24 protein-coding genes and 1 tRNA gene are annotated in these 24345 nt (G+C 68.2%); 6 read left to right on the top strand and 19 right to left on the bottom strand.

Going from position 1 to position 24345, the window contains the following annotated elements; all coding sequences use genetic code 11:
* Position 1 precedes the first annotated feature (1 nt).
* From E6A26_RS05470 to E6A26_RS05500, 7 genes are all read right to left on the bottom strand, one after another.
* Positions 2 to 1219 carry a thiolase family protein gene (locus E6A26_RS05470; protein ID WP_136610185.1) on the bottom strand — a complete coding sequence of 406 codons (1218 nt, stop codon included), beginning with the start codon at positions 1217 to 1219 and terminating at the stop codon, positions 2 to 4.
* A gap of 119 nt (positions 1220 to 1338) precedes the next feature.
* A complete protein-coding gene (locus E6A26_RS05475; RefSeq protein ID WP_136610186.1) occupies positions 1339 to 2712 on the bottom strand; it encodes a ribonuclease D in 1374 nt (457 codons plus the stop codon).
* 28 nt (positions 2713 to 2740) lie between these two features.
* On the bottom strand, positions 2741 to 3355 hold the full coding sequence (locus tag E6A26_RS05480; protein WP_136610187.1) for a DUF3000 domain-containing protein: 615 nt from the start codon (positions 3353 to 3355) through the stop codon (positions 2741 to 2743).
* A gap of 60 nt (positions 3356 to 3415) precedes the next feature.
* On the bottom strand, positions 3416 to 4609 hold the full coding sequence (locus E6A26_RS05485) for a M20 metallopeptidase family protein (RefSeq protein ID WP_136610188.1): 1194 nt from the start codon (positions 4607 to 4609) through the stop codon (positions 3416 to 3418).
* Between the two features lie 58 nt (positions 4610 to 4667).
* Complete coding sequence (locus tag E6A26_RS05490; RefSeq protein ID WP_136610189.1) at positions 4668 to 5453, bottom strand: amino acid ABC transporter ATP-binding protein; 786 nt, start codon at positions 5451 to 5453, stop codon at positions 4668 to 4670.
* On the bottom strand, positions 5443 to 6387 hold the full coding sequence (locus E6A26_RS05495) for an amino acid ABC transporter permease (protein WP_234865085.1): 945 nt from the start codon (positions 6385 to 6387) through the stop codon (positions 5443 to 5445). The genes E6A26_RS05490 and E6A26_RS05495 overlap by 11 nt, the downstream gene beginning before the upstream one ends.
* On the bottom strand, positions 6384 to 7325 hold the full coding sequence (locus E6A26_RS05500) for an ABC transporter substrate-binding protein (RefSeq protein WP_136610190.1): 942 nt from the start codon (positions 7323 to 7325) through the stop codon (positions 6384 to 6386). The genes E6A26_RS05495 and E6A26_RS05500 overlap by 4 nt, the downstream gene beginning before the upstream one ends.
* A 218-nt stretch (positions 7326 to 7543) precedes the next feature.
* On the opposite strand from E6A26_RS05500, the gene E6A26_RS05505 reads away from it, so the two are divergent.
* Complete coding sequence (locus E6A26_RS05505) at positions 7544 to 8173, top strand: GntR family transcriptional regulator (RefSeq protein ID WP_136610191.1); 630 nt, start codon at positions 7544 to 7546, stop codon at positions 8171 to 8173.
* A gap of 75 nt (positions 8174 to 8248) precedes the next feature.
* Here the strand turns inward: E6A26_RS05505 and E6A26_RS05510 are convergent, their stop codons facing one another.
* From E6A26_RS05510 to E6A26_RS05525, 5 genes are all read right to left on the bottom strand, one after another.
* On the bottom strand, positions 8249 to 9349 hold the full coding sequence (locus E6A26_RS05510) for a threonine aldolase family protein (protein ID WP_407695365.1): 1101 nt from the start codon (positions 9347 to 9349) through the stop codon (positions 8249 to 8251).
* Between the two features lie 40 nt (positions 9350 to 9389).
* The gene (locus E6A26_RS05515; protein WP_234865089.1) at positions 9390 to 10166 is read right to left on the bottom strand and encodes an SDR family NAD(P)-dependent oxidoreductase; all 777 of its coding nucleotides are present in this window, start codon (positions 10164 to 10166) and stop codon (positions 9390 to 9392) included.
* The gene (locus tag E6A26_RS17855; protein ID WP_407695366.1) at positions 10163 to 11572 is read right to left on the bottom strand and encodes a DUF6421 family protein; all 1410 of its coding nucleotides are present in this window, start codon (positions 11570 to 11572) and stop codon (positions 10163 to 10165) included. The genes E6A26_RS05515 and E6A26_RS17855 overlap by 4 nt, the downstream gene beginning before the upstream one ends.
* Positions 11573 to 11783: 211 nt before the next feature.
* Positions 11784 to 12236: a peptide-methionine (R)-S-oxide reductase MsrB gene (gene msrB / locus E6A26_RS05520; protein WP_136610194.1), complete on the bottom strand. Its 453-nt coding sequence runs from the start codon at positions 12234 to 12236 to the stop codon at positions 11784 to 11786.
* A 14-nt stretch (positions 12237 to 12250) separates the two neighbouring features.
* Positions 12251 to 12736, bottom strand: a complete 486-nt coding sequence (locus E6A26_RS05525; RefSeq protein ID WP_136610195.1) for a hypothetical protein — start codon at positions 12734 to 12736, stop codon at positions 12251 to 12253.
* Positions 12737 to 12832: 96 nt separating this feature from the next.
* Between E6A26_RS05525 and E6A26_RS05530 the strand changes: the two genes are divergently transcribed.
* Positions 12833 to 14221, top strand: coding sequence for an alpha/beta hydrolase family protein (locus tag E6A26_RS05530; protein ID WP_136610196.1), 1389 nt, complete (start codon positions 12833 to 12835; stop codon positions 14219 to 14221).
* Here the strand turns inward: E6A26_RS05530 and ybaK are convergent.
* Positions 14195 to 14701: a Cys-tRNA(Pro) deacylase gene (gene ybaK / locus E6A26_RS05535; protein ID WP_136610197.1), complete on the bottom strand. Its 507-nt coding sequence runs from the start codon at positions 14699 to 14701 to the stop codon at positions 14195 to 14197. The two genes, E6A26_RS05530 and ybaK, sit on opposite strands and share 27 nt — an antisense overlap.
* Positions 14702 to 14875: 174 nt before the next feature.
* On the opposite strand from ybaK, the gene E6A26_RS05540 reads away from it, so the two are divergent.
* Positions 14876 to 15775, top strand: coding sequence for a phosphotransferase (locus E6A26_RS05540; RefSeq protein WP_136610198.1), 900 nt, complete (start codon positions 14876 to 14878; stop codon positions 15773 to 15775).
* Here E6A26_RS05540 and E6A26_RS05545 read toward each other — a convergent pair.
* The 4 genes from E6A26_RS05545 to E6A26_RS05560 all read right to left on the bottom strand — a co-directional run bounded on the left by E6A26_RS05545 (position 15765) and on the right by E6A26_RS05560 (position 18578).
* Complete coding sequence (locus E6A26_RS05545; protein ID WP_211128967.1) at positions 15765 to 16433, bottom strand: DUF1254 domain-containing protein; 669 nt, start codon at positions 16431 to 16433, stop codon at positions 15765 to 15767. The two genes, E6A26_RS05540 and E6A26_RS05545, sit on opposite strands and share 11 nt — an antisense overlap.
* A 1-nt stretch (position 16434) precedes the next feature.
* Positions 16435 to 17037, bottom strand: a complete 603-nt coding sequence (locus E6A26_RS05550) for a DUF1214 domain-containing protein (RefSeq protein WP_211128969.1) — start codon at positions 17035 to 17037, stop codon at positions 16435 to 16437.
* Positions 17038 to 17109: 72 nt separating this feature from the next.
* Positions 17110 to 17577 carry a SufE family protein gene (locus E6A26_RS05555; protein WP_136610199.1) on the bottom strand — a complete coding sequence of 156 codons (468 nt, stop codon included), beginning with the start codon at positions 17575 to 17577 and terminating at the stop codon, positions 17110 to 17112.
* 86 nt (positions 17578 to 17663) lie between these two features.
* Entirely contained in the window at positions 17664 to 18578 is a 915-nt protein-coding gene (locus E6A26_RS05560; RefSeq protein WP_136610200.1) for a sulfurtransferase, read from the bottom strand.
* Positions 18579 to 18797: 219 nt separating this feature from the next.
* On the opposite strand from E6A26_RS05560, the gene zapE reads away from it, so the two are divergent.
* On the top strand, positions 18798 to 19841 hold the full coding sequence (gene zapE, locus E6A26_RS05565) for a cell division protein ZapE (RefSeq protein WP_136610201.1): 1044 nt from the start codon (positions 18798 to 18800) through the stop codon (positions 19839 to 19841).
* A gap of 468 nt (positions 19842 to 20309) precedes the next feature.
* Here zapE and E6A26_RS05570 read toward each other — a convergent pair whose 3' ends face one another.
* Positions 20310 to 20930 (bottom strand): response regulator transcription factor, encoded by a 621-nt coding sequence (locus E6A26_RS05570; RefSeq protein ID WP_327407438.1) that lies wholly within the window; start codon positions 20928 to 20930, stop codon positions 20310 to 20312.
* Positions 20931 to 21437: 507 nt separating this feature from the next.
* Here E6A26_RS05570 and E6A26_RS05575 point away from each other — a divergent pair.
* Together E6A26_RS05575 and E6A26_RS05580 are read left to right on the top strand one after the other, a co-directional pair.
* On the top strand, positions 21438 to 23483 hold the full coding sequence (locus tag E6A26_RS05575; protein WP_136610202.1) for a hypothetical protein: 2046 nt from the start codon (positions 21438 to 21440) through the stop codon (positions 23481 to 23483).
* 62 nt (positions 23484 to 23545) lie between these two features.
* Complete coding sequence (locus E6A26_RS05580; protein ID WP_136610203.1) at positions 23546 to 24253, top strand: ABC transporter ATP-binding protein; 708 nt, start codon at positions 23546 to 23548, stop codon at positions 24251 to 24253.
* A gap of 12 nt (positions 24254 to 24265) precedes the next feature.
* Here E6A26_RS05580 and E6A26_RS05585 read toward each other — a convergent pair.
* Positions 24266 to 24337: transfer RNA gene (locus E6A26_RS05585), tRNA-Val, on the bottom strand.
* Between the last annotated feature and the right edge of the window lie 8 nt (positions 24338 to 24345).

The raw sequence follows: 24345 nt of genomic DNA on the forward strand, positions 1-24345 counted from the left end.
GTCATTCGCCCTTCCGGTAGTCGGGGTGGTTCGGGTTCTCCCAGATGACGGTTCCGCCCATGCCGAGTCCGATGCACATCGTCGTCATGCCGTAGCGCACGCTCGGGTCCTCGGCGAACTGGCGCGCGAGCTGGGTCATGAGGCGCACCCCCGATGAGGCGAGGGGGTGGCCGACGGCGATCGCCCCGCCGTAGCGGTTGACGCGCGGGTCGTCGTCGGAGATCCCGAAGTGGTCGAGGAAGCTCAACACCTGAACCGCGAATGCCTCGTTGATCTCGAAGAGCCCGATGTCCTCGATCGACAGGCCCGCCTTCGCGAGGGCCTTCTCCGTGGCCGGGACGGGCCCGATGCCCATGACCTCGGGCTCGACGCCCGCGAACGCGAAAGCAACGAGGCGCATGCGCGGGGTGAGCCCGAGCTCCTCGGCAGTCTCCGCGGACGTCAGGAGGCACGCCGTCGCGCCGTCGTTGAGCCCGGCGGCGTTGCCGGCTGTGACGTTTCCGTGGGGGCGGAACGGGGTCCGGAGCGCGGCGAGGTCCTCCATCGTGGTGCCGGGCCGGGGCGGCTCGTCGGCCGTCGCGAGGCCGAAGCCCTCGCCCGGGCGATGGGTCGAGACCGGGACGAGGTCCGGCTGGATCCGGTCCGCGGCATATGCGGCCGCGAGCTTGGCCTGGGACGCGACCGCGTAGCGATCCGCCCGCTCCTTCGTGATGGCGGGGAAGCGGTCGTGGAGGTTCTCGGCCGTGTTGCCCATGTTGAGGGCAGTCGGGTCGACGAGGCGCTCCGACAGGAATCGCGGATTCGGGTCGGTGCCCTGGCCCATCGGGTGGTTGCCCATGTGCTCGACGCCACCGGCGATGACGACGTCGTAGGCGCCGACGCCGATGCCGCTCGCTGTCGTCGTCACCGCTGTCATGGCACCGGCGCACATGCGGTCGATCGCGAAGCCGGGAACCGTGCGGGGGAGTCCGGCCAGGAGCGCCGCGCTGCGCCCGATCGTGAGGCCTTGGTCGCCCGTCTGCGTCGTTGCCGCGATCGACACTTCGTCGACGCGCTCGGCCGGAAGCGACGGGTTGCGGCGCAGCAGCTCGCGGATCGCCTTGACCACGAGGTCGTCCGCTCGCGTGCCGTGGCACATGCCCTTCTCGCCGGCCTTGCCGAAGGGTGTTCTGACGCCATCGACAAAGACGACGTCCCGGATGTGCCTGCTCGAGGCCATGGGCAGCTCCTGCGGTGTGGGGTGGGGTGGGTAGGGTCACTCGGTCCGAGGGCAGGACCGCCCTCAGCCAACATGTTACTGACGAGTAACTTAGCTGGCAATGCCCACCCTGCCACAGGTCAGTGCTCGGACGCAGCCGCCTTCTTGCGCGCCGGGAGGGGCTCAGGGTGCTCGAACGCGTCGAGGACGGTGCCGAGGACGCGCTCGATCTGCCACTCGCGCGCCCCGAGCTCCCGCAGCGCGTCGGCCAGCGACTCGGCGGTGAGCTCCTCGGGCGGCCGCCATGCAATCCGGCGCAGGTGATCGGGCGTCAGGAGGTTCTCGGTCGGCATTCCGAGCTGCTCCGCGAGCTCCGCGACCCGCGGCCTCACCGTGTGCAGCCTCGCGGCGGCTTCGGGATCCCGGTCGTCCCACACGCGCGGCGGCGGGGGCGCGTTGGTCGGCAGGTGGAGGGGCGGCAGGTCGTCGTCCGGCAGGTTCCGCGCGGTCGAGACGGCGCGGAGCCAGCGGGGAGCCTCCCGTTGGGCGGCCCGGCCGTGGAAGCCCTTCGTGGCGATGAGCTGCGGCACCGTGGTCGGCATGGCGCGGGCGACGGCGACCACCGCCGAGTCCGGGATGAGCTTCCCCGGGGCGATGTCCCGCTTCCGGGCGAGCGCGTCGCGTTCGGTCCAGAGCTCGCGCACCGCCGCGAGCTGCCGGCGGTTGCGGATCTGGTGGACGCCGGATGTCCGGCGCCAGGGGTCCGGCTTGGGCTCCGGCAGCCCAGCCGCGAGGATCCCGTTGAACTCCTCCTCGGCGAGCTCGAGCTTGCCCTGGGCTGCGAGGAGTTCGGCGAGCTCGTCCCGGAGCTCCACGAGCACCTCGACGTCGAGGGCCGCGTAGCGGAGCCACGGCTCCGGGAGCGGGCGCGTGGACCAGTCCGCCGCCGAGTGCTCCTTGGCGAGGCCGAAGCCCAGAAGCTGCTCGACGACCGCGGCGAGGCCCACGCGGGGGAGCCCCGCGAGGCGCGCGGCGAGCTCGGTGTCGAAGAGCCGGTCGGGCCACATGCCGAGCTCGGCGAGGCACGGAAGGTCCTGGGTGGAGGCGTGCAGCACCCACTCGACGCCGCGGAGCGCCTCGCCCAGGACCGCGAGGTCCTCGAACGGCTCGGGGTCGATGAGCCACGTCCCGGCGCCTTCGCGTCGTATCTGGACGAGGAAAGCGCGCTGGCCGTATCGGAACCCGGACGCGCGCTCGGCGTCGACGCCAGCGGGGCCCGTGCCGGCCGCGATGGCGCGCGCGGCGCGCTCGAGGCCTTCAGGTGTCTCGATGACGAGCGGCACGCCGTCGCGCGGCGCGTCGAGCTCAATGACCGCGGGAACAGGTTCGGCGAATCCCTCGACGTGGAGGTGGGCCGTCCCGCCGTCGTTCGCGTCAGGGGTCGGTGAGAGGGTAGCTTCGGTGGGGCCGGGCTCCGAACCGGCTTGAGCGGCGTCCTGTGACTGTGCGGTCATGATTCCCTGAGTCTACGCCCGCCGCCCATCACGCCCGGCGGCGAGGCAGCGGTGCGACGCCCTCGGGGAGGGGCGGAACGCCTGCGAACGTGCAGACCATGTCCGCCCAGGCCTCGAGGTGCGATCGGACGGCGGGACTCGCGGGCGTCCACGACGCCCTGAGCTCGATGTCGATGGATTCGCGGCGCCCCGCGAGCGTGCCGAAGCTCTCGGAGAGCACGCGGGTGGCCGTTCCTCCCGCCGCGGTGTAGTCGGCTCCGTGCTTCTCGAGTGCCTCGACGAGCCACGTCCACGCGACGGAGCCCAAGAGCGAATCCTCGGCCATCTCCGGCTCGAGGCGGGCCCGAATGTACGTGACGATGCGGAACGTGCCCTGCCACACCGCCGGCGGTTCGGGGTCGTGGAGCAGGATGAATCGCCCCGTGGCCAGCTCTCCGGAGTCCGGGGCGGCTGCGGCGCGCTCCGGGGCGCGCGAACGGATCACGGCGTCGAGCACCTCGGCTTCAAGTGCGACGGCGTACGGCGCGAGCCGGGCGGGCGCCGGGATCTCCTCGAGCCGCAACTCGGAGCGGCCGACGGCGGCGCGCAGCGAGCGCAGAGCGCTCTGGAAGTCCGCAGGCAACTGGGCTAATGCGGTCACCATCTCAGGGTACGTCGCGGGGCCCCGCCGTGCGCGTCTGGCACGCCGAGGCCCCGCCGATACTCAGAGCGCCGCGTTGGCCGCGATGTAGCCCGCGATGAAGGCGAGCGCGCAGTCCCGGACGAGGCGGTCGGGTGGCAGGAACCTGGAGTGGTGGAGGCCGGGGCCCCCTTGCTCCCGCCCGGCGCCCACGAAGGTCATCAGGCTGGGGAGGCTCTCGGTATAGAACGAGAAGTCGTCCGAGCCGCAGGACCGGAAGCCCGGGCTGGCGACCCTGAAGGACGCGTCCCTGAGCAGGGCTTCGGCACGGACCGAAAGGGCATCGTCGTTGACCAGCGGTGGGCCGCCCCCGTCGACTGTGTAGTCGCCGTCGACCCCGTGGCCGGCGGTGTACGCCTTCACGATGCTCTGGATCTCGGAGTGGACCAGGACGCGGTCCTGCTCGAGCGAGGTTCGCAGCGTTCCGGAGCAGGTGACGCTGTCGGCCACGATGTTGGCACCCGATCCTCCGCGGATCGTCCCGACGGTCAGCACCGTGGCGCGCATCGGGTCCGTGCGCCGGGAGACCACCTGCTGCAGCGCGGAGACGATCGAGCACATCACCGGGATCGGGTCCTTGGTTGTCTGCGGATAGGCTCCATGACCGCCTCGGCCCCGGACGGTGATCGTGAAGTCGTCCCACGATGCGTTCACCATGCCGGGGAGTGCGGACACCGTCCCCACGGGCAGTTCGGGCTGGACGTGGACGCCGATCACCGATCTGGCTCCGAGGCGGTCGAGGATGCCGTCCCGCACCACGTCGGCCGCGCCCTGCGGCGCAGCTTCCTCGCGGGGCTGGAGGAGCAGGGCAGGGGACAGTGGTCCTGGTCCGGCGTCCCTCAGGGCCGCGAATGCCAGCCACGCCGAGGCCATATGCACGTCGTGACCGCAGGCATGCATCGAGCCCGGCACTGCCGAGCGCCAGTCGACGCCTGTTTCTTCATGGATGGGAAGGGCGTCGGTCTCGGCGCGGAAGACCACGGTGCCCCTGTTCGGTCCCTCCAGCCGGGCGACGGCTCCGGTGAGGGCCACAGCTTCGGGGACGGCCCACGGCACGCGCCTGAGGACCATGTCCCGGGTGTCGGCCTCGTCGCCGGAGAGCCGCGGCGAGGCGTGAAGTTCGCGCCGGAGGTCAACGGCCTCGGGAAGCCGGGCGTCTACTGCTGCGGTCAGGGACGATATGAAGTCAAGGTCGTTGATGTTGTCGGAGTTCTCCATCCCCAGGAGCCTGGGGACGCTGGGACTATGGGACGGCACGGGCCACCGCTTCCTTGGACTAGAGCACAGCCGAGAGGAACGCGCGCGTCCGCTCGTGCCGCGGGTTGGTGATGACGGATTCGGCGGGGCCTTCCTCGAGGATCCGCCCGTCGTGCATGAAGACGACGCGATCTGCGACGTCCCTGGCGAAGCCCATCTCATGCGTCACGACGATCATCGTCATGCCCGTCCTGGCCAGGTCCTTCATGACCCGCAGCACCTCGCCCACGAGCTCGGGGTCGAGCGCTGAGGTCGGCTCGTCGAAGAGCATGAGCTTGGGCTCCATGCACAGGGCCCGGGCGATGGCGACGCGCTGCTGCTGCCCTCCGGAGAGGTGCCGGGGGTAGGACTTCGCCTTGCCTGCGAGGCCCACCTGCTCCAGGAGCTTCAGGGCGCGGGCCTCCACGGTCTTCCTCGGCTGCTTGAGCACCCGGAGCGGCGCTTCCATAAGGTTCTCCAGCGCGGTCATGTGCGGGAAGAGGTTGAAGTGCTGGAAGACCATGCCGATGTCGGTCCGCGCGGCGCAGACCTCGTTGTGGGACTGCTCGTAGAGCTTGTCACCTTTGAGGTGGTAGCCGACCACGCGGTCCGCGATCCGGATGAGGCCGCCGTCGATCTTCTCCAAGTGGTTCACGCAGCGGAGGAAGGTGCTCTTCCCCGACCCGGACGCGCCGATGAGGCACACCACTTCGCCGCGCTCGACCTCGAGGTCGATCCCCTTGAGGACCTCCAGGGGGCCGAAGCTCTTCCGGACACCCTCCGCCCGCACGAGCGGCATGGTGTCTGCATTGGTCTCAACGCTCATCGTTCGTGCCCTTTCTCGTGGCCAGCGGTGAATGGACCCTGAAGAACGCCCTCAGACGCCCCCAAGCGGTGGGCGGGGCGCTCCGCGTGGTCCCGCGGGAGAACCGCCGCTCGAGGTACCCCTGTCCGACCGTGAACACGGTCGTGACGACGATGTACCAGATGCTGGCAACGACTAGCAGCGGGATGACCTGGAGGTTCTTGGAGTAGATGATCTGCGCCGAGTAGAGCAGATCGGGAACCGCCAGCACGCTCACGAGGGACGTGGTCTTGAGCATGCCGATGAACTCGTTGCCGGTGGGCGGGATGATGACGCGCATCGCCTGGGGCAGCACCACCCGGGACAGGGTGAGGAGCCGTGGCATGCCGAGCGCGCCGGCGGCCTCGGTCTGGCCCTGATCCACGGACTGGATCCCGGCCCGGACGATTTCCGACATGTAAGCGGCCTCATTGAGCCCGAGGCCAAGGATGGCGGCCGTCATCGGCGTGATGAGCTGGTTGGCGTCGAGGCTGACGCCGGGGATGCCGAACGTGATCTCCGGGTACAGGGCCGCGAGGTTGAACCAGAACAGCAGCTGGACGAGGACGGGCGTGCCGCGGAAGATCGTCACGTAGCCCCCGGCGAAGGCGCTGGCCACGGGATTCGGGGAGAGCTGCATGACGGCCAGGACGACGCCCAAGGCGACACCGACGGCCATGCAGATCACGGTCAGAAACAGGGTGACTTCGATGCCGTTGACCACCGTGACGTCCCGGAAGTACCGCGCCACCTTGTCCCAGCCGAAGCGGGGGTTGGTGACGGCGGAGAAGACCAAGAGGCCCATGATGGCCGTCAGCATGATCCCGGCCGCCCAGCGCCAGGGGTGGCGGGCCGACACCACGGTGAACGCGCCCCCGCCCACGGGAGTGCTCGGGGGCGTGATGGTCTCGATCACTGGGCACCCCTTGCGTCAACGGCGTCCGGGGAGACGGCCACGGACTGGGCCAGGCCGTACTTGGCGTTGATCTGCTTGTAGGTGTCGCCGGTCACGAGCGCCTTGACGGCGGCCATGATCGCCGGGGCCAGCGGCGAGCCCTTGGCCATGGCCATCCCCACCGGGGTGGGCAGGTAGGACTTGTCGCTGGAGAGCTGGAAGGCGCCCCCGGACTGCTTGCTCGCCCAGGCCATGCCGAGTTCGCCGGAGAGAATGCCGTCGATGCGCCCGGAGGCGAGGGCCGTGTTGGCCTCGTCCTGAGTGGGGTACAGCTGGATGTCGATCGCCGGCTTGCCTGCGTCGGTGCACGTCTTGGACCACGCAGGGAGGGTCTCGATGCCCTGGGTGGTGCCCTTCTCGCCGCCGATCTTGGTGCCGCACAAAGTCATCGGATCCACGTCGAGATGCTTCGGATTGCCAGTCTTGACGGCAAGGGCGGCACCGCTGAGCTGGTACTCCGCGAAGTCCGCGTTCTTCTTCCGCTCGGCTGTCACGTTGAAGGCGGAGATCCCGAGGTCGTACTTGTGCGAGCTGAGGCCGGGGAGGATCGCGTCGAACGTGGCGGGCACCATCTCGACCTTCACGCCCAGGGTCTCGCCGAGCGCCTTGGCCAGGTCGGCGTCCAGGCCGATCACGGTCTTGTTGTCGGAGGCGTAGAACTCGAACGGCGGGTAGGTGGGGTCGGTGCCCACCGTCAGCGTTCCCTTTGCCTTGACGTCGGCGGGCAGCAGGTCGGCGGCTGCCTTGTTCAGGGGTGCGGCCGCGACCTCGGCGCTCGGCGCGGAGTTCGCCGTCGCGGCCTGTTTGGCATCGTCGACGGACGCCGACGTGCAGCCGGTCATGGACATAGCCGCGGCCGCCGTGACGGCGGTGGCAGTGAGGAGCTTGGGAAGGGACATGATTGCCTTTCTACGGTGTCGGGCCGTGGTCAACGGCGGTGTTGACCAGTGGTGCCTACCTCGACGGGGCGCAGTCGATGCCGGGGATACGGGGGAATGCGGGGTGTCATGGGCCACTACTTCCGTGTAGTTGGCGTGACTGGATTCACTGTATACAGTGGATTCTGTGATGTAAAGCACCCTAGACTCGGGGTGCACATGAAGGGAGGCGAGCGGTCATGCCCGCACAAGCCGTGAGGACTGGGCGTCCTCTCAGCGAGCAGGTCTACGAGAAGATCAGCAATGACATTGTCAAAGGCGTGATCGCCCCGGGGGCGCCGCTCATCCAGGAGCAGCTTGCCGAAGAGTACTCCGTCTCGCGCACCCCGGTCCGGGATGCGCTCAACCGGCTGGTCCACGAGGGGCTGGCCACGCTCACGCCGGGGTCGGGCTACGCCGCCACAACCCTGACGCGCTCAGAGGTCGCGGAGGTCTACGAGGTCCGCAAGGCGCTCGAGGTCATGGCCATCCGGCAGCTCGAAGGGAAGTACACCGGGTTGGAACTTGCCCGGCTCGAGTTCCTGATCGCCGAGGGGGCCGCGAGCGCTGACGCCGAGGAATTGTTCGAGGCGACGCGCGCCTTCCACCTCGCGCTGATCGCGGCGACCCCCAACCGCTTCCTGGTGAGGACGCTGCAGGCGGTGTGGGACAACCCGGTCCAGCGGCTCATCAGCCATTCCTACCCCGTGGACCAGGCCAAGCTCGACCGCGTCGCGGAAGCGCACCACAAGATCGTCGACGCCGCCCGGGCGGGCGATCTGGAGGCCCTGATCCTGCTGCTGGACACGTGCCATCAGAAGGACCAGTGACGTCTGCATGGTCGTGCGTCGCGTGCGCCGAGCGCCAGAGGCCGCGGTAGCGCTCGGCAGCACGCGCCGAGCGGCCTAGCGGGCGAGTTCCTCGCGTACGGCGGCCGCGAAATCGTCGACATCCTGCTCAGTCGTATCGAACGAGCACATCCACCGCACCTCGCGGCGCTTCGCGTCCCAGTCGTAGAACTTGAACCGGTCGCGGACGCGGTCGGCCACGCCGTCCGGCAGGATCGCGAACACGCCGTTGGCCTGGGTCTCCTGGGTGATCTCGACGCCGTCGAGCCCTTCCACGGCCGCGCGTAGCCGGGCGGCCATGGCGTTCGAGTGGGCGGCCGAGCGCAGCCACAGGTCGTCCTCGAGGAGCGCAAGGAACTGCGCCGAGACGAAGCGCATCTTCGACGCGAGCTGCATGTCCATCTTGCGCAGATACGCGAGGCCATGGGCTGCCTCGGGGTCGAGCGCCACGACGCACTCGCCGAACAGCATGCCGTTCTTCGTGCCGCCGAAGGAGAGGATGTCCACGCCCGCGTCGCGCGTGAACGCCCGCACCGGCACCCCAAGGCCGGCCGCGGCGTTCGCGAGCCGCGCGCCGTCCATGTGCACCTTCATGCCGAGCGAGTGCGCGTGCGACGTGATGCCGCGCAGCTCCTCGATCGAGTATCTGGTCCCGAGCTCGGTCGTCTGGGTGATCGACACGGCGAGCGGCTGGGCGCGGTGCTCGTCGCCCCAGCCCCAGGCCTCGCGGTCGATGAGCTCGGGGGTGAGCTTGCCGTCCTCAGTGGGGACCGAGAGCAGCTTCAGTCCGCCGACCCGTTCCGGGGCGCCATTCTCGTCGACGTTGATGTGGGCCGTCTGCGCGCACACGACCGCGCCCCAGCGCGGCACGAGCGACTGCAGCGAGAGCACGTTCGCGCCCGTGCCGTTGAAGACGGGGTAGGACTCGACGCCGTCCCCGAAGAGCCGCTCCATCTCGGCCTTGAGACGCGCGGTGTAGTCGTCGTCGCCGTAGGACGTCTGGTGTCCGCCGTTCGCTGCGGCGAGCGCCGCGAGGACCTCGGGATGCACGCCCGAGTAGTTGTCCGACGCGAAGCCACGCCGGGCGGTGTCGTGGAGGGGCCAGCCCGCGGGCGCGCCGGGAAGTGCGGGAGGAGCAGGGGTCGAAGTCACTGTCACAGTATTGCGTACCGTTCTCTGGAAGTTTTCGGGGGCGCTGTCACGCCGTGAGGTCGAGCCGGGTGCCGTTGAGTGCAGCGGCATCCTCGGAGAACAGCGACACCACCCGGGCGGCGAGCTCGTCCACGTGCGTGTAGCCGGGGAAGCGCCGCTCGGGCTGGGCCGTGCGCATCGCTTCGTCGAGCAGGGCCTTGACGGCGAGGACGACGGCGGCGCTCGTCTGCGGCGCGGGGTCCGCCTTGCGCGCCGACTGGGCCGCCAAGAGGCCTTGGGCCATCGAGCGGGTCCACATCTCCGCCGCGGCCTTGGCCGCCGCGTAGTTCGCGATCCCGGCGGTGGGCCGATCGAGCGTCGTCGACGTGACCATCGCGAAGCGGCCGCGCGGCGAAGCGGCGAGGTCGTCGAAGAAGGCGCGGCTCGTGTTGCGCAGGGTCGTGATCGCCCCCCGCGAGAGGAAATCCCAGTCCTCGTCGGACTGCTCGGCGAGCGAGCCGCCGCCGCGCCATCCGCCCACGAGGTGGATGACGCCGTCGACCGCGCCGAAGGTTCCGCGCAGCTCCGCGGCGAGCGCCTGGACCGCGGGGAAGTCGGCGAGGTCGCACGCGCGCTGGGGAACGCCGGCGTCATGCGTTCCGAGCGACGGCGAGCCGAACGCCTCGGCGAGGCGGCCGGCGCTGCTGCCCACGGCGACGGCCGTGGCGCCGGCGGCGCGAAGGGCCCTGACCGTCGCGATGCCGGACGCCGCGGTGGCCCCGGCAACGACGACGACCGCGCCCTCCGCCCCGCGCGCCCCCAAGCCGGTGCCGGGTTCGCTCACTGGGCGGCCTCGCCGAACGTGCTCCGGCCAGTGATGCCGGCGGTGGATTCGATGACGTGACGCATCTTCTTCTCCAGGGCCTCGTAGAACATGGATAGCGGGAACTCGTCGTCGAGCACCTGGTCCGTGATCTCCCGAGGCGTTCCCGTGAGGGGGAGCGCGTCGGGACCCTTCGCCCATACCGACGCCGGGTGGGGCGTGACGGTGCCCGAGACGAGTTCGTACGCTGCGAGCCAGTGTGCCACCTTCGGGCGGTCGATGGAGCGCCAGTACAGCTCGTCGATCGCGTCGCCGAGCGCGCTCACGACCGAGGGGACCTTGGCCCAGTCGATCGTGAGCTTCGTGTCGGTCCAGTGCAGCACGCGGTGCTGATGCATCCAGGCAAACAGGAGCTGCCCGCCGAGGCCGTCGTAGTTGCGCGCGCGGTTGCCCGTGATGGCGAAGCGGAAGATCCGGTCGAAGACCACGGCGTACTGGACGAGCTTCGCGTGGCGGCGGGCCTCAGGGTCCGCCGTCTCGTCGCGCTCGATCCTGACGGACTCCCGGAACGCCGTCAGATCGCACCGCAGCTCCTCGAGCGAGTAGAGGAAGAACGGCATGCGCTGCTTGATCATGAACGGATCGAACGGGAGGTCGCCGCGCATGTGCGTCCGGTCGTGGATGAGGTCCCACATCACGAACGTCTCCTCTGCGAGCTTCTGGTCCGCGAGGAGCTCGGCGGCGTCGGCCGGCAGCTCGAGGTTCGTGACCGTGGCGGCGGCGTCGAGGACGCGGCGGAACCGCGCGGCCTCGCGGTCGGCGAAGATGGCGCCCCACGTGAACTTCGGCACCTCGCGCATCGCGACCGTCTCGGGGAACAGCACCGCGGAGTTCGTCGCGTAGCCCGGCGTGAAGTCGAGGAAGCGGATCGGCACGAAGAGCCTGTTGCTGTAGGCGCCGGCCTCGAGCTCGGCGACGAAGTCCGGCCACACGACCTCGACAAGCACCGCTTCGACGAGCCGGTCGCGGCTCCCGTTCTGCGTGTACATCGGGAACACCACGAGGTGCTGGAGCCCGTCGGCGCGGTCGAGCTGGGGCTGGAACGCCACGAGCGAGTCGAGGAAGTCCGGGACGCCGAAGCCCTGGTCGGACCAGCGGCGGAGGTCCCGGACGGCGAGGCGCAGGTAGTCGGCGTCGTGGGGGAAGCGCGGCGCGAGAGCCTCGATCGCGCTCGCGATCTGCTCGATGAGCCGCGCCGCGAGGGCGTGGTCGGAGGCCTCGGGGACCGAGCCATCGTGGGCCTGGAGCGGCTGGAGGCGGATGGCGGCCTCCTTGAGGGTGAGCCACTGGGGATCCTGGGCGACGCTGCCCAGGGCCTGGGGGTCGGGTGAAGTGCCAGGGGCGTGAGCGATGGTGGTCACGGCCAACTCGCTTTCTCTCGCTAGTTCTCTCGCGGTTCCTTCCCGTCGGGGAAGACTGATTCGAGAGTAGCCAAGAGGAAGCATCGCTGACGCTGAAAAGCCGTGAGCATCAGGAAGACTATCGCTTAGGTTCCGGAAAAACCGGCCGTGGCCCGCTGCAGCGAGGCCTCGGCCGGTTTCCTTTTCAGCCCTGCGTCAGTCCTAGGTCAGTCCCACGTCAGTCCTCGTCGGGGACGAGGGTCAGGGAGATCGAGTTGATGCAGAAGCGCTGGTCCGTGGGAGTCCCGTATCCCTCGCCCTCGAAGACGTGCCCGAGGTGGGAGTTGCAGTTCGCGCAGCGGACTTCGACGCGATCCATCCCGAAGGTGCGGTCGTGCAGGTAGACCACGGAGTCGTCCGCGAGCGGGGCCCAGAACGAGGGCCAGCCGCAATGCGAGTCGAACTTCTCGCGGCTGGTGAACAGTTCGGCCCCGCACGCGCGGCAGCGGTAGCTGCCCTTCGTGTGCGTGTCCCAGTATTCACCGGTGTAGGCGCGCTCGGTGCCGGCCTCGCGGAGCACGTGGTACTCCTCGGGGCTCAGGCGCGCGCGCCATTCGGCGTCGGTCAGCGCGGTGGGGTGGGGGAGATCTGGGCGGGTCTGGCCGGCAGGGGTGGGCTGTGCAGCATCCATGCCTACGTCAACGATCAGGAGTCGCCGATGAATCCCGTCCCCGCGTAAAGATGCAGCACGGGGATCCCGATCTTGCGCTGTGCCTGATTGGCCCAGTCGGTGTGGAAAGTGTCCTCGATCGCATGCGGGAGGGTCACCACAACGGCCTGCGCCGCGCCAGAGGACGACGCGCGGTCCGCGAGGGCCGCTACCGGGTCGCCTTCCACGAGGGTGCCGGTAGCGCCGGCCCCAAGGTCTTCGACCGCGGCGAGGGAGCCCGCGAGCGCCGTCTCCGCCATGGCGCGCTGCGCCGCCGGATCGCCTTCGCCGCCGAGGCCTTCGAACGCCTTGCTGAATTCGAGGAGCGAGAGGTGGTCGAGGAAGTCGACCACGAGGCGGCGCTTGCGTCCCGTCGGGACGAGAACCTCGATGGGGGTGTCGTGCTCGACGAGTTTGGACACCGCGGTCCGCTCGGCGGGTCCGAGGGCGACTTCGGTCAGGATCAGGATCGGCGCCGTCATGGGTTCAGACTAGCGGCCGCCCGCCGAATCGCCCACAGGCTGCCGTGGAGCGCGCCGCCGTCCGCGTGGCACTCCCGAACTTGCGACAATGGGGCCATGGCCCGCACATCATCCGGCTCCGAGTCCACCCGCAGCGCCCCTCTTCCGCGCAGCGTCTGGGCGCTCCTGGGTGCCGGGGTGGGCCTCGGCGCCGCGTCCGCGGTCGCGGCCTCGAGCTCGGCGCTTGCGGCGTACTTCGCGCGGCGCATCGTGACGCCGGAGCGCGTCAAGAGCGAGGACCAGGAGGTTCTGGCTGTCCAGGGTTCGGATGCCGAGCGCCGTGTCATCCTCCGCGCGACCCCTGAGACCGTGGTCGACGGCGAATACAGCCTCTTCTTCGACGCCGGGGCGGGGCATGTACGGCTCGGGCCCCTTGAGGACTACACGCCCGGCGACGAGACCGTGACCCGCCGCGTCGTCGCGGAGTACGCCGGGGATCTCGGCAAGGCAGTGCGCGCTCGGTGGAGCGGCGTCGTCTTCAGTTCGCCCGCGGACCTCGACTGCCAGGCTGAAGACGTCACGATCCAGACCGATCTCGGGCCGGCACCCGCGTGGCTCGTGCGGCCCTACAGCCCGGAGCGCTCCCGGACGTGGGCGATTATGGTCCATGGGCGCGGGGCGTCGCGCCTCGAGTCACTGCGCGGCCTCATTCCGGCCCGCCGGCTCGGGCTCACGAGCCTCGTGATCTCCTACCGCAACGACGGCGACGCCCCCGCGACGGCCGACGGCCGCTACGGGCTCGGCATGACGGAATGGCGGGATGTCGAGGAGGCTATTGCCTTCGCACTCGCGAACGGGGCGGAGGACGTGGTGCTCTTCGGCTGGTCCATGGGTGGCGCGATTTGCCTCGCCGCAGCCGACCGCTCGAGCCTGCGCCAGTACATCAGCGCCCTCGTGCTGGACGCGCCCGTGGTCGACTGGGTCGACGTCCTCGCGCATCAGGCGCAGAAGAACCGGATCCCGGCTGGGGTCGGGCGGTTCGGACAGTTCATGCTCGCCCATCCGTGGGGGCGCCGGATCACAGGGCTCGCGGCGCCGCTCGACTTCCAGGCGATGGACTGGGTCACGCGTGCCGTCGAGCTGCGGACGCCGACGCTCATCCTGCACAGCGCCGACGACGACTTCGTCCCGTTCGGGCCCTCCGCTCTCCTGGCAGGCCGCAATCCCGAGATGGTCACGCTCGAGACGTTCCGGAAGGCGCGCCACACCAAGGAGTGGAACGTCGACCCGGAACGGTGGGAGCAGTCGATCGTCACGTGGCTCGGCGAGGTGCTTGCCCCGCGTCCTGGACCCGGGCAGGGCGCCGAGCGCGCAGCCGGCGAGACGCCCTCTGCGGACGTGGCGGCGGAGAGCCGCATGGTCGCGCGGGCAGATGAGGGGCTTCCGCAGGAGGCCGCCTCGGCGAGCTCGGTCGAAGCCTCAGTGCCCGCGCAGGCGGGCGACTGACGCCCTCGTGAGGCGCACGAGGTCCGCCGGGGCGAGCTCGATGTCGAAGCCGCGGCGCCCACCCGAGACGAGGATCGTCTCGTATCGGAGCGCCGAATCGTCGATGGCCGCGGGGGAGGGCTGGCGCTGCCCGAGCGGGGAGATCCCGCCGAGGACGTAGCCCGTGCGGCGCTCCGCAGCGGCCGGATCGGCCATCGACGCCTTCTTCGCGCCGAACGCGGCGGCGGCCGCCTTGAGGTCCAGGCTCCCACTCACAGGCACGACGGCGACGCACAGCTTGCCTGCGACGTCCACCATGAGCGTCTTGAAGACGCGCTCAGGCTCGATGCCCAGCGCGTCCGCTGCCTCGCGACCGTAGCTTGGCGCGGACGGGTCGTGCTCGTATGGTCGCGGGGTGTACTCAACCCCGGCCGCGTCGAGCGCGGCCGTCGCCGGGGTGCCGGGACCCTGAGGTCCCTTGGTCTTGCCCGTGGACCGCATCGGCGCCTCCCTTCGGGCGGAATGCTCATCGGTCGGAGGTGACCGCTCGTCGTCGAAGGACTGTTGCGCGACAGACTACCGGGGGCGGGCCATCCCTCGACACCTGCAGGAGTGCGACCTGAGGGCAGAGCCGGCCAGAGGCTGGATCGACGCATCCCGATTAGGGTGAGTCCCGTGCACGAGAATCAGGTGGAGATCGGCCAGGCCGACGTCGAGCGGCTCGTGCGCGAACAGTTTCCTGAGTGGGCTCGTGAGCCCATCGTTCCCCTTCGGACTTCCGCGACGACGTGCCACATCTTTCGGATCGGCCCGCGCCTCGCGGCGCGCTTCCCGATGCAGGTCGCCGACCCGGGGGACCTTCGGTCGTCGCTTGAAGCGGAACGGACCGCGCTGGCCGAATTCGCCGCCTCGAGCACCGTCCCGTCACCGACAACGGTCGCCATCGGCCAACCCGGTTCCGGCTACCCCATGCCTTGGACGGTGCAGACGTGGATCGACGGAGACGTCGCGACACCCTCGTCCGCGCAGGGGTCCGGGCTGCTTGCACAGGACCTCGCCGAACTGCTCCTGCAGCTTAGAGCAGCCGAGACCCGAGGCAGGCGATTCTCGGGAGGCGGTCGCGGCGGGGACCTGTCCGTCCACGACGAGTGGGTCGAGTACTGCCTGACGCGAAGTGAGGGAATGCTGCCGGTGAGTCAGGTGCGGGCCGCGTGGAAGACGCTTCGCGCGACGCCCCGCACCAGTCCCGACGTCATGGCTCACAAGGACCTGACTCCCGCGAACCTGCTTGTCGCCGATGGCCGATTGGCCGGGGTCCTCGATGCCGGCGGCTTCGGTCCGGCAGACCCGGCCTTGGACCTCGTGGTCGGCTGGCATGTGTTGGACCGAGGGCCCCGTGAGCTCTTGAGGTCGCGGCTCAGCGTCGACGACGACGAATGGCGGCGAGGGGCGGCCTGGGCGCTGCAACAGGCGGTCGGCCTCGTCTGGTACTACGAGGAATCCAATCCCTCGATGAGCGAACTCGGGCGCAGTACGCTCGGCCGCATCCTGGCCGCACCCGACCTCACCTGGTGAGGCCCCTGGCACCCAGCGGGGCGAGCGCAACCTGCTTCGCGAGCCCGTAGGCGGTCGGAAGGTCGCTTTCGTTCGCGACGAATACGCGGCCGATGACGAGCACGGAATGGCCAGGCGAGGGGATGTGCGTCATGCCTTCCGGCACGGATCCGTTCCAGCCCGGCCCGCTGATGACATATTCGCCGGCCCCCGTGCCGGTGGTGCGCGTGCCGACATAGGCAAAATTCGAGCTGTCCGACGGGTTCGTGAACTGGAGGCTGTAGTACCGTCCGGCCATCTCGGGCACGTGGAGGACCAGGGGGCCGTCCTTCAGTTCAAGCCAGCCGCCGAGGTAAAGCAAGTCGTCGGTGCCCGTCGCCAAGAGGCTCCCTCGCGACTCCGATGGCGAGGGCGTGCTTGGCATGGCGTACAACGAGTTGACGGGGATCGGCCCTTCGCCGAACCCATGCTTGACGATCGCCCTCTTGAATCCGCCGACCGTGAGCCGCGGCCACAGGTAGATGAAGGCCGGTGCGCCGACCAACCACACGATGACCGCCGCCACCGCGAGCGGGACGATATCGCTCCCGCCGCGGATGCGCTGGTAGATGACCCACGCGAAGACCGCGAGGATGACCACCGTGAGGGGAATTCCGTACTTCAAGATCAGGCGGTTCACGTCACTGCGCCTTCGCGACAGGCGGTACGCGGTAACTGCCGTTGAGTATTTCGGCTCCCGGCAAATAGGCGCGGAGGGTCAGCTTGAACTTCCCGGAAGGGCTCGGCAGCCAATTCTGTTCGCGGCCCGGGGGAGCGTCGCGTTGGAGATAGATATCGACCGAGCCGTCGGCGTTCTTCTGGAGGGCGGTCCGATCGTCAATGCTCGACCGGTCAATGGCATTGCCCACCATGTATCCGACCGTGTCGGTCATGGTGAGTGACCAGAATGCTCCATTCGGCGGCAGCTGCCCTGCCGGGAAGCGCAGAACATACTCGTGCCTGCCGCTGAGCGGCTGCCCCGTGCCGTCCTTCGTCGTGGTCCAGTAGGCGGCCTCTTCGAAGACGTTGACGAGCGGCAGGGCCTTGGCACAGGCAGCCCGGAGGAGGATCCCGTTTCCGGGCCGTCCGCATTCCCGGAGGGTGCTCCAGCCATTGACCGTCGTCGTCGCGGCCCTGGCCACCGAATTCATGATCAGGATGGCCGTCAAGAACGCGAACGTGGCCCCGATGATGATCCCCTGCACCACACCTGATTGTGCAACCCACGCGAGGACGCTTCCCATGAGCGCACCTTAGCTCCGTTGCGGAGAGTGCACCATCTGCAGCGAATCTTCCTAGGAGCGCGAGCAGGAGCCTCAGGCGGTTTGGCCGAGGTGGCACTCGCCGGCCACCTTGCGCTTGATGCGCGCGAGCATGGCGCTCATGCCGCGCAGGCGCAGGGGCGAGACGGCGCGATCGAGGCCGAGCTCGTGGGCGATGTCGTCCGGCACTGCGAGGATCTCGGTCGCAGGGAGGCCGTCGAGCCCCTCGGCAAGGATGCTCGCGAATCCTCGCGTGGTCGGTGCCTCCCGCGGGGCGGTGAGGAAGAGGCGCACGGTGGGGGACCCGCCGTCGTCCGCTGGCTCCGTCTCGATCGTGATGAACACGGGCGACTGGCACTCGACGACCTGCTCAAGCCGCTCGGGATGGTTCTCGTACCGCTCAGGCAGCTCGGGGAGTGACTGTGCGAACTCGAGCAGGAGCTGAAGGCGCTCGCGCTCCTCGAGCTCCTGGAACTCGTCGATGATCTCCGCGAGGGCCGCGGGCGTGGTGTGAGTCGTCATATCCCTTCCAGACTATGCCGGCGATACGCTGCGCGGCGGCCTCGCTGTGAGACCGCCGCGCCCGTATCGGTGCCTGTGCCCGCTCCCTAGGAGAGCGGCCAAGTGCCTCGTTCTTCACCCTTAACAATCGGAACCCGCACCGCATTTCCCCACTCGGTCCACGAGCCGTCGTAGTTGCGCACGTTGTCGAAGCCGAGGAGGTACTTGAGCGCGAACCACGTGTGGCTCGAACGCTCGCCGATGCGGCAGTACGCCACGACCTCGTCGCCCGCGGTGAGGCCGGCCTCGCCGAGGTACAGCGCCTCGAGGTCGCCGCGCGATTTGTACGTTCCGTCCTCGGCGGCCGCGCGGGCCCAGGGGATGGACGCGGCCGTCGGGATGTGGCCGCCGCGCAGGGCGCCTTCCTCGGGGTAGGCCGGCATGTGCGTCCGCTTGCCGGTGTACTCCTCGGGCGAGCGGACATCGATGAGCGGCTTGCCGAGGTGCGCGAGGACGTCGTCCTTGAATGCGCGGATCGGCGCGTCGTGGCGCTCGACGACGGGGTAGTCGCCTTCGACGGGGTTCGGGACCTCCGTGCTGAGCTCGCGGCCTTCGGCGATCCACTTGTCGCGGCCGCCGTCGAGCAGGCGGACATCCTCGTGGCCGAACAGGGTGAACACCCACAGGGCGTAGGCGGCCCACCAGTTCGACTTGTCGCCGTAGATCACCACGGTCGTGTCGCGGGAGATGCCCTTCGAGGAGAGCAGCTTCGAGAACGCGGGGCCGTCCACGTAGTCGCGGGCGACTTCGTCGTTGAGGTCGGTGTGCCAGTCGATCTTGACGGAGCCCGGGATGTGGCCCGTCTCGTAGAGCAGGACGTCCTCGTCGGACTCCACGACGGCGAGCTTGCCACCCTCGAGCGCGCCATCGGCGAGCTGGGCGGCGAGCCACTCGGTGGAGACGAGGCGCTCGGGGTGGGCGTAGGAGGCGAACTTCTCGTTCGTGTCGAGGGGGTAGCTCACGGCGGTTGCCTTTCGCTCGGGTGAGTCGGAGCCACGGCCAGTCACGACCGCGTGCTCCTGGGAAGCCTCTCCCAGCGTAGCCACGGTGCGCGTGCGGGGTGAGTGCCGCCGTCGTGCGTTGTCATGCTGCGAAACATGACGCGCGTGTCCGCGCTATCCTTGCCCTTGCCCCTCAAACCGATGTAGAGCCCTTGCTCGCCCATATAACGGACGGATTCCTTGGCGACTGTCGCACACCTGACCACCCGCACGCCGAAAGTGTCCGTGGACGAGATCCTGGCGGGCTTCCACCCGTCGCCGCGCTTCGGCGAGGTCTCCTTCGCGAGCTATCGTCCGGACCCGGCGCAGCCCTCGCAGGCGGCGGCGGTCAAGTCGCTCGAGGATTTCGGCGCGTCGGTGGACGGCGCGCGCGACGGCGGAGGCCTGTTCTCCAGGCTCTTCCGCGGCACCAAGGACAAGGGGCGGGCGGGCGTCTACCTCGACGGCGGCTTCGGCGTCGGGAAGACGCACCTGCTGGCGTCGCTGTGGCACTCGGTCCCGGGGCCCAAGGCCTTCGGCACCTTCGTCGAGTACACGAACCTCGTGGGCGCCCTCTCGTTCCGCAAGACGGTCGAGGCGCTCAGCACCTACCGGCTTGTGTGCATCGACGAGTTCGAGCTCGACGATCCGGGCGACACCGTGCTCATGTCGCGCCTCATGCGCGAGCTCGCCGACGCGGGCGTCAAGCTCGCGGCCACGTCCAACACGCTCCCCGGCTCGCTCGGGGAGGGGCGCTTCGCCGCCGTCGACTTCCAGCGGGAGATCCAGGTGCTCGCGGACCAGTTCGACGTCGTGAGGATCGACGGCGACGACTACCGCCACCGCGGTCTGCCGGCGGCCCCGGCACCCCTCGAACCGCACGAGCTCGACGCGCGGATGAATGCAGAGTTCGACGGCGGGACGGTCGCCGTCGATGATTTCGGTGCCCTCCTGAACCACCTCTCGGGGGTCCACCCGAGTCGCTACCGCCAGCTCATCGACGGGATCGACGGCGTGGTGTGGAAGGACGTCCACACGATCGAGGAGCAGGCCGTGGCGCTGCGCTTCGTGGTCCTCGCGGACCGCCTCTACGACAAGGACGTGCCGATCCTCGCCTCCGGGGTTCCATTCGACCAGCTCTTCACTCCCGAGATGATGGCGGGCGGGTACCTGAAGAAGTACTTCCGCGCCGTCTCCCGGCTCACGGCCCTGGCCCGCGAGGGCCAGGCGCACGAGCCCTCGTAGGCCGCTCGCAGACGACTCGGAGACGACTCGGAGACGACCCGGAGACGCAGAAATGCCGGTCCCGCCTCTCAGCGGTACCGGCATCCCTGTGACGTATCTTGGTCGGTCCGGCCTGCGCCGGCTGAGTCCCTAGGACTGGCCCCCGATAGATCGGGACGATGACTCGATTCGCTCGAATCTCATAACGCAGTTACCGGCCCTGCCCGCGATTGCGTCGACTGAAGACACGGCCACCTCCTTTCGCTCAGGGAGCCACAGCGCTCCACCACGAACGATAGTAGCCACGTGTCGGGCCCAATCCAACACCCTCCCCAGAGTTGGGGGCGTTTTCCCGGGGAAGGAGTTGGGGGCGGCCCGCACGTGGCTACCGGGGGGAGAGAGCAGCGGGAGACGCGGATATGACGCGGGTTCCTTCCTCGGGCACGTAAACTCCAAGTGAACGACCCGCCGTTCTGGTGCCAGGGACGCTTATAGCCATTCGTGTTCACGCGCGCGCCGTGCCGCATCATGCCGAGTTGGCGAGTGCATCTTCTGCATGGCGTGTGACAGGTAGTTCCGCACAGTTCCTTCGGCGAGGTGGAGCCTCTCGGCGATGTCGGCGACCGAATAGCCGTGGCTGGTCTCCCTGAGCACGTCGAGTTCGCGTGCGGTCAGTGGGCAGTCGTCGACGACGGCGAGGGCTGAGAATTCCGGGTCGATCCACCGTCGGCCGCGGCTGAGGGCACGGATCACGGCCGTGAGCTGGACGGGTTCGGCGGCTTTGCTCAGGATGCCCCGTACCCCGACGGAGAGGGCGCGGTGGAGACTCCTGGGGCGTGCATGGCGTGTCAGCAGAAGCACGATCTGGGTGGGATTGCACTCCAGGACAGCCTTGGCTACGTCAATGCCGTTCATTTCGTGCATCTCGGCAGCGACGACGAACACATCGGGGCGAATTTCGAGCACGAGTTCAACGGACTCCTCGCCCGTTGCGGCTTCGCCGATCACCACGATGTCTTCTTCGAGGGCGAGAACCGTCGCGAGTGAGCGCCGGAGGAGCCCTTCGTCATCGGCCAATACGACACTCGTTTGCATCCATCCCCCCCCCATAAGCCTGACCTGCGGTCGCCCCTGATGGATCCCGAGGTGCGGTCGGAACCATGATCGGAGAGGCAGGTTTGACACATTACCCGACCGTGAGTCACTGAATTTCGGACGGTGGAGGCACACATCAGTACCCGCCCTCCCAGCGTCTCAACACTCCGCGCCAGGCTGGAGGGAGGGCCGAACCAGTGATGGATGTCATGCATGACTCGTGACAGAGGGACACTGCAGCCGCCTCCGCTGAACGTGCATGCTGGTTGTGCGAGCGGCCAGCACCAATGCGTAAATCAATCACTAACATCTTTGGGGGGAATAATGAATGGTTTGAAGAATGAGCGTCGGCTCGGCGCTCTTATGACGGTTGCGATTGCGGCATCTCTCCTGTCATGGGGCCTGCTTTAGCGGAACAATGCCTAAATTTACAGTCTTAGGAGGCGTCATCGAGGCCGAGGATTTCGTTTGATAGCTCAGGCGCGTCATGTCCACCTCCTCGTATGGATCGGCAGTCTTTGTGTGGGTGTACTGCTGTTTCTCGTCGCGGTGCTGGGCTATCAGGCCATCGATCGGCAGCTTCCCCCGGGCACCCGTGCCGTGGTGCAGATCCAGCAGGTTTCCACGAGCGAAGCCGCCGCGGTGACGACGCTTGAGGCCGTCGCCGTCGATGCCAAGGTAAACCTGCTGAGAATCGGAGCAAATCCTGCTGGGCCCGGTGCCCCTCCGTGGTATTTCGCCTTTGTTGGGGACAGGGCGCTTTTTGAGGCCACGATGCCAAACGGTGCCTACCCAGCGTTCACTCCGACTGCCGCCCCCGAAGTCTTTCCCGGTGCCACCCTCGCCGAGCGCGATCAGCCAGTCCGCGGTGCGTACGCGGTCCAGGGCGAATTCGGCAATCCGCTGACCCTCCGGGCCATGCTGGCGGACGGTGGTCTGGGTGCTGAAGTCACCCAGGTCAGGCCGATCGACAACTATGCAGCGGGATTATTCGCTTCTTTCTCCTGGCTTTCTCTCGTGGCCGCGGTGCTCTCTTTGGCGCTCGCGATCGTCTACTGGATTGCATTCAGCAGAAAGTCGACGGCGCTACAGGAGTTCCATGGATATTCGGCCTGGCGCATAGTCGCAGGCCAGACGCTCGGTGTGATGACGGCTTACGGCTGCTCGATGGTCGTTGTTGTCGTAGTCGGAACGGTCGCCCTGAGCCTTTACAACGGTCTGAGTCAGTTCCCATCGTTTATCTGGTGGGTTGTAGTGCCGATGGTCGTGGTGGGCGTGGCCAGCCTATTGGTCCAACTGTTCGCATCCTTCGCTGCATTGCGGCTGTCGAAACACGCCGCGGTCAAGGGCGCCCGCCCGATGCTGCTCCTCGGTGCCGCCGCAGGCCTGACTCAGATGCTCATGCTGGGACTTGTCTACGTGACGGTCGCCCAGGCGGGCGCTGGAATTGCGAAGATCGTCTCTGACTCGCGCAGTTTCGCTGATTGGGAGGGCGCACGGTCGAGCGTGACGGTCCAGATCAATCCCCACGCCTTCGAAGATCCGCAGGCTCGGCAGGTAGAACCGGCCGTGATGTCAGCCTACGAACGCTTCCGCCAGCTATTTTCCGAGCTGGACCGTGAGGGCAGCGCCGTGCTGAGTTTCCACCAGACGAACCAGCAGACTGATGCGCCGGGCGCCGACCTCGCCAGCTTCGGCCCGCTCGGCGGCAATTCACTCGTCGTGAACAATAACTATCTAGATCGCCACGCGGTGGTCGGTGCCGGCGGGTTACGTTACCGCGGTATGGAACCGGCGGAAGGCCGGATTCATTTGCTCATTCCGGAGGCCCGCCGGGCCCAGAGCGCCGAGCTCGTAGACGCTTGGGCGCAAAGTTCATTTGTCTCGAGAGAGCCATGGAACACCAGTGCGCGGACCGAGCCCTATGACGTGGCCGTCCATTACACGCGCGACGGACAGGAGATCTTCAACTACGGCGACACCTGGAGAATGGAGCGTTGGAGTCAACACGATCCGGTGATCGCGGTGGTCTCGCCCGAGACGGGCTACTTCAGCGGGTACAACCTACTTGGAGCGGCGGCCAATAGCGGCAACGTGGTCTTCAGCGATTCAGCGAGATTCCGGGCATTGGTGAACGAGGCAGGGCTCGCGCCTCGTTTCGCTTCGATCAGCAACCCGGCTACTCATGCCGCGCAGCAATTGCGAGATCGGGAGACCAAGCTGATCGTCGCGGTGGGCAATGCGACGGTCGGCGGAGCCGTGCTTGTCGCGGCTATCGCCGTGCTCGCGGCCATCTACACTAGCGCGTTCCGCCGCGAATCATTTGTTCGGCGCACCCATGGGTGGGGCTCGGTGCGCATTCATGGGAAGGTGGTCAGCGCCGTGGGCATGATCAGCGCCGTCACGGTGGCCGTGACCGGTGCCATGCTCGGGCCCGCGGGTTACATGCGACCGTGGTGGGCGGTTGTCTTGGCCGCGGGGCTTACGGCGACATTCATCCTTACCTTTGCCATCGCGATCATCTTCCTCGACCGCCGAGCGCGAGCCGAGCTGATCAAATGCCCCTAATCGGTTCGAGCCCTGTGCCGTCGAATTCGGCCGACTGTCGATTGAACGTAAGGACCCTTTTCATGAGCTCAGATTCGACGGACCTTCTTCCCGTGCGCGTTGACGGGCTTGAAAAGGGTTTTGGCCGCCGTCGTCTCTGGAGCGGGGTGAGCTTCCAGATCGGTGCGGGCCAGATGCTCTCCCTCGCCGGAGCGAGTGGCTCGGGGAAGACCACCCTGCTCAACTGCGTAGGTTTGCTCGAATCCTCCGACAAGGGGGTGATCCGGTTCGGTAACGTCGATGGCACGCGTCCGGGTCGGGGTCTGCGCCGCCGCCTGTACCAGGACGCGATCGGTTTTCTCTTCCAGAACTCGGGCCTCGTGGAATCCTGGACGGTGCGGGAGAACGTTCAGATCGCACTTGGTCACCGGCGAATGGGCTCGGCTTTGAAGCGTGCGGCGATCCAGGGCGTCCTCGATCGGATGGGAGTTGGAGGCTTCCAGGACGATCCGGTGCACACCCTCAGCGGGGGCGAGCAGCAGCGTGTGGGCCTAGCCAGACTCCTGCTCAAGAAGCCTCGTGTTGTACTGGCTGACGAGCCGACGGCTTCCCTCGATGCCGAGAACGCGATGTCCGTGATCGAGGCACTGCAACAGCTGGCGCTCGACGGCGCCGCGGTGATGGTGTCCACCCATGATGATCGAGTTCTGGGGGCGAGCGACGGGATCCTCCGGCTACACCAGGGAAGTCGTGAACGAGGCGCGCTCGCTGAAGTGAGCTGGCTCGGCTAATCGGCCTTCCGGTGGGCGATACTGGGATCGAACCAGTGACCTCTTCCGTGTCAGGGAAGCGCGCTACCGCTGCGCCAATCGCCCAATGCGCC

This window comes from Sinomonas albida (assembly GCF_004919045.1).
Lineage (GTDB): Bacteria > Actinomycetota > Actinomycetes > Actinomycetales > Micrococcaceae > Sinomonas > Sinomonas albida.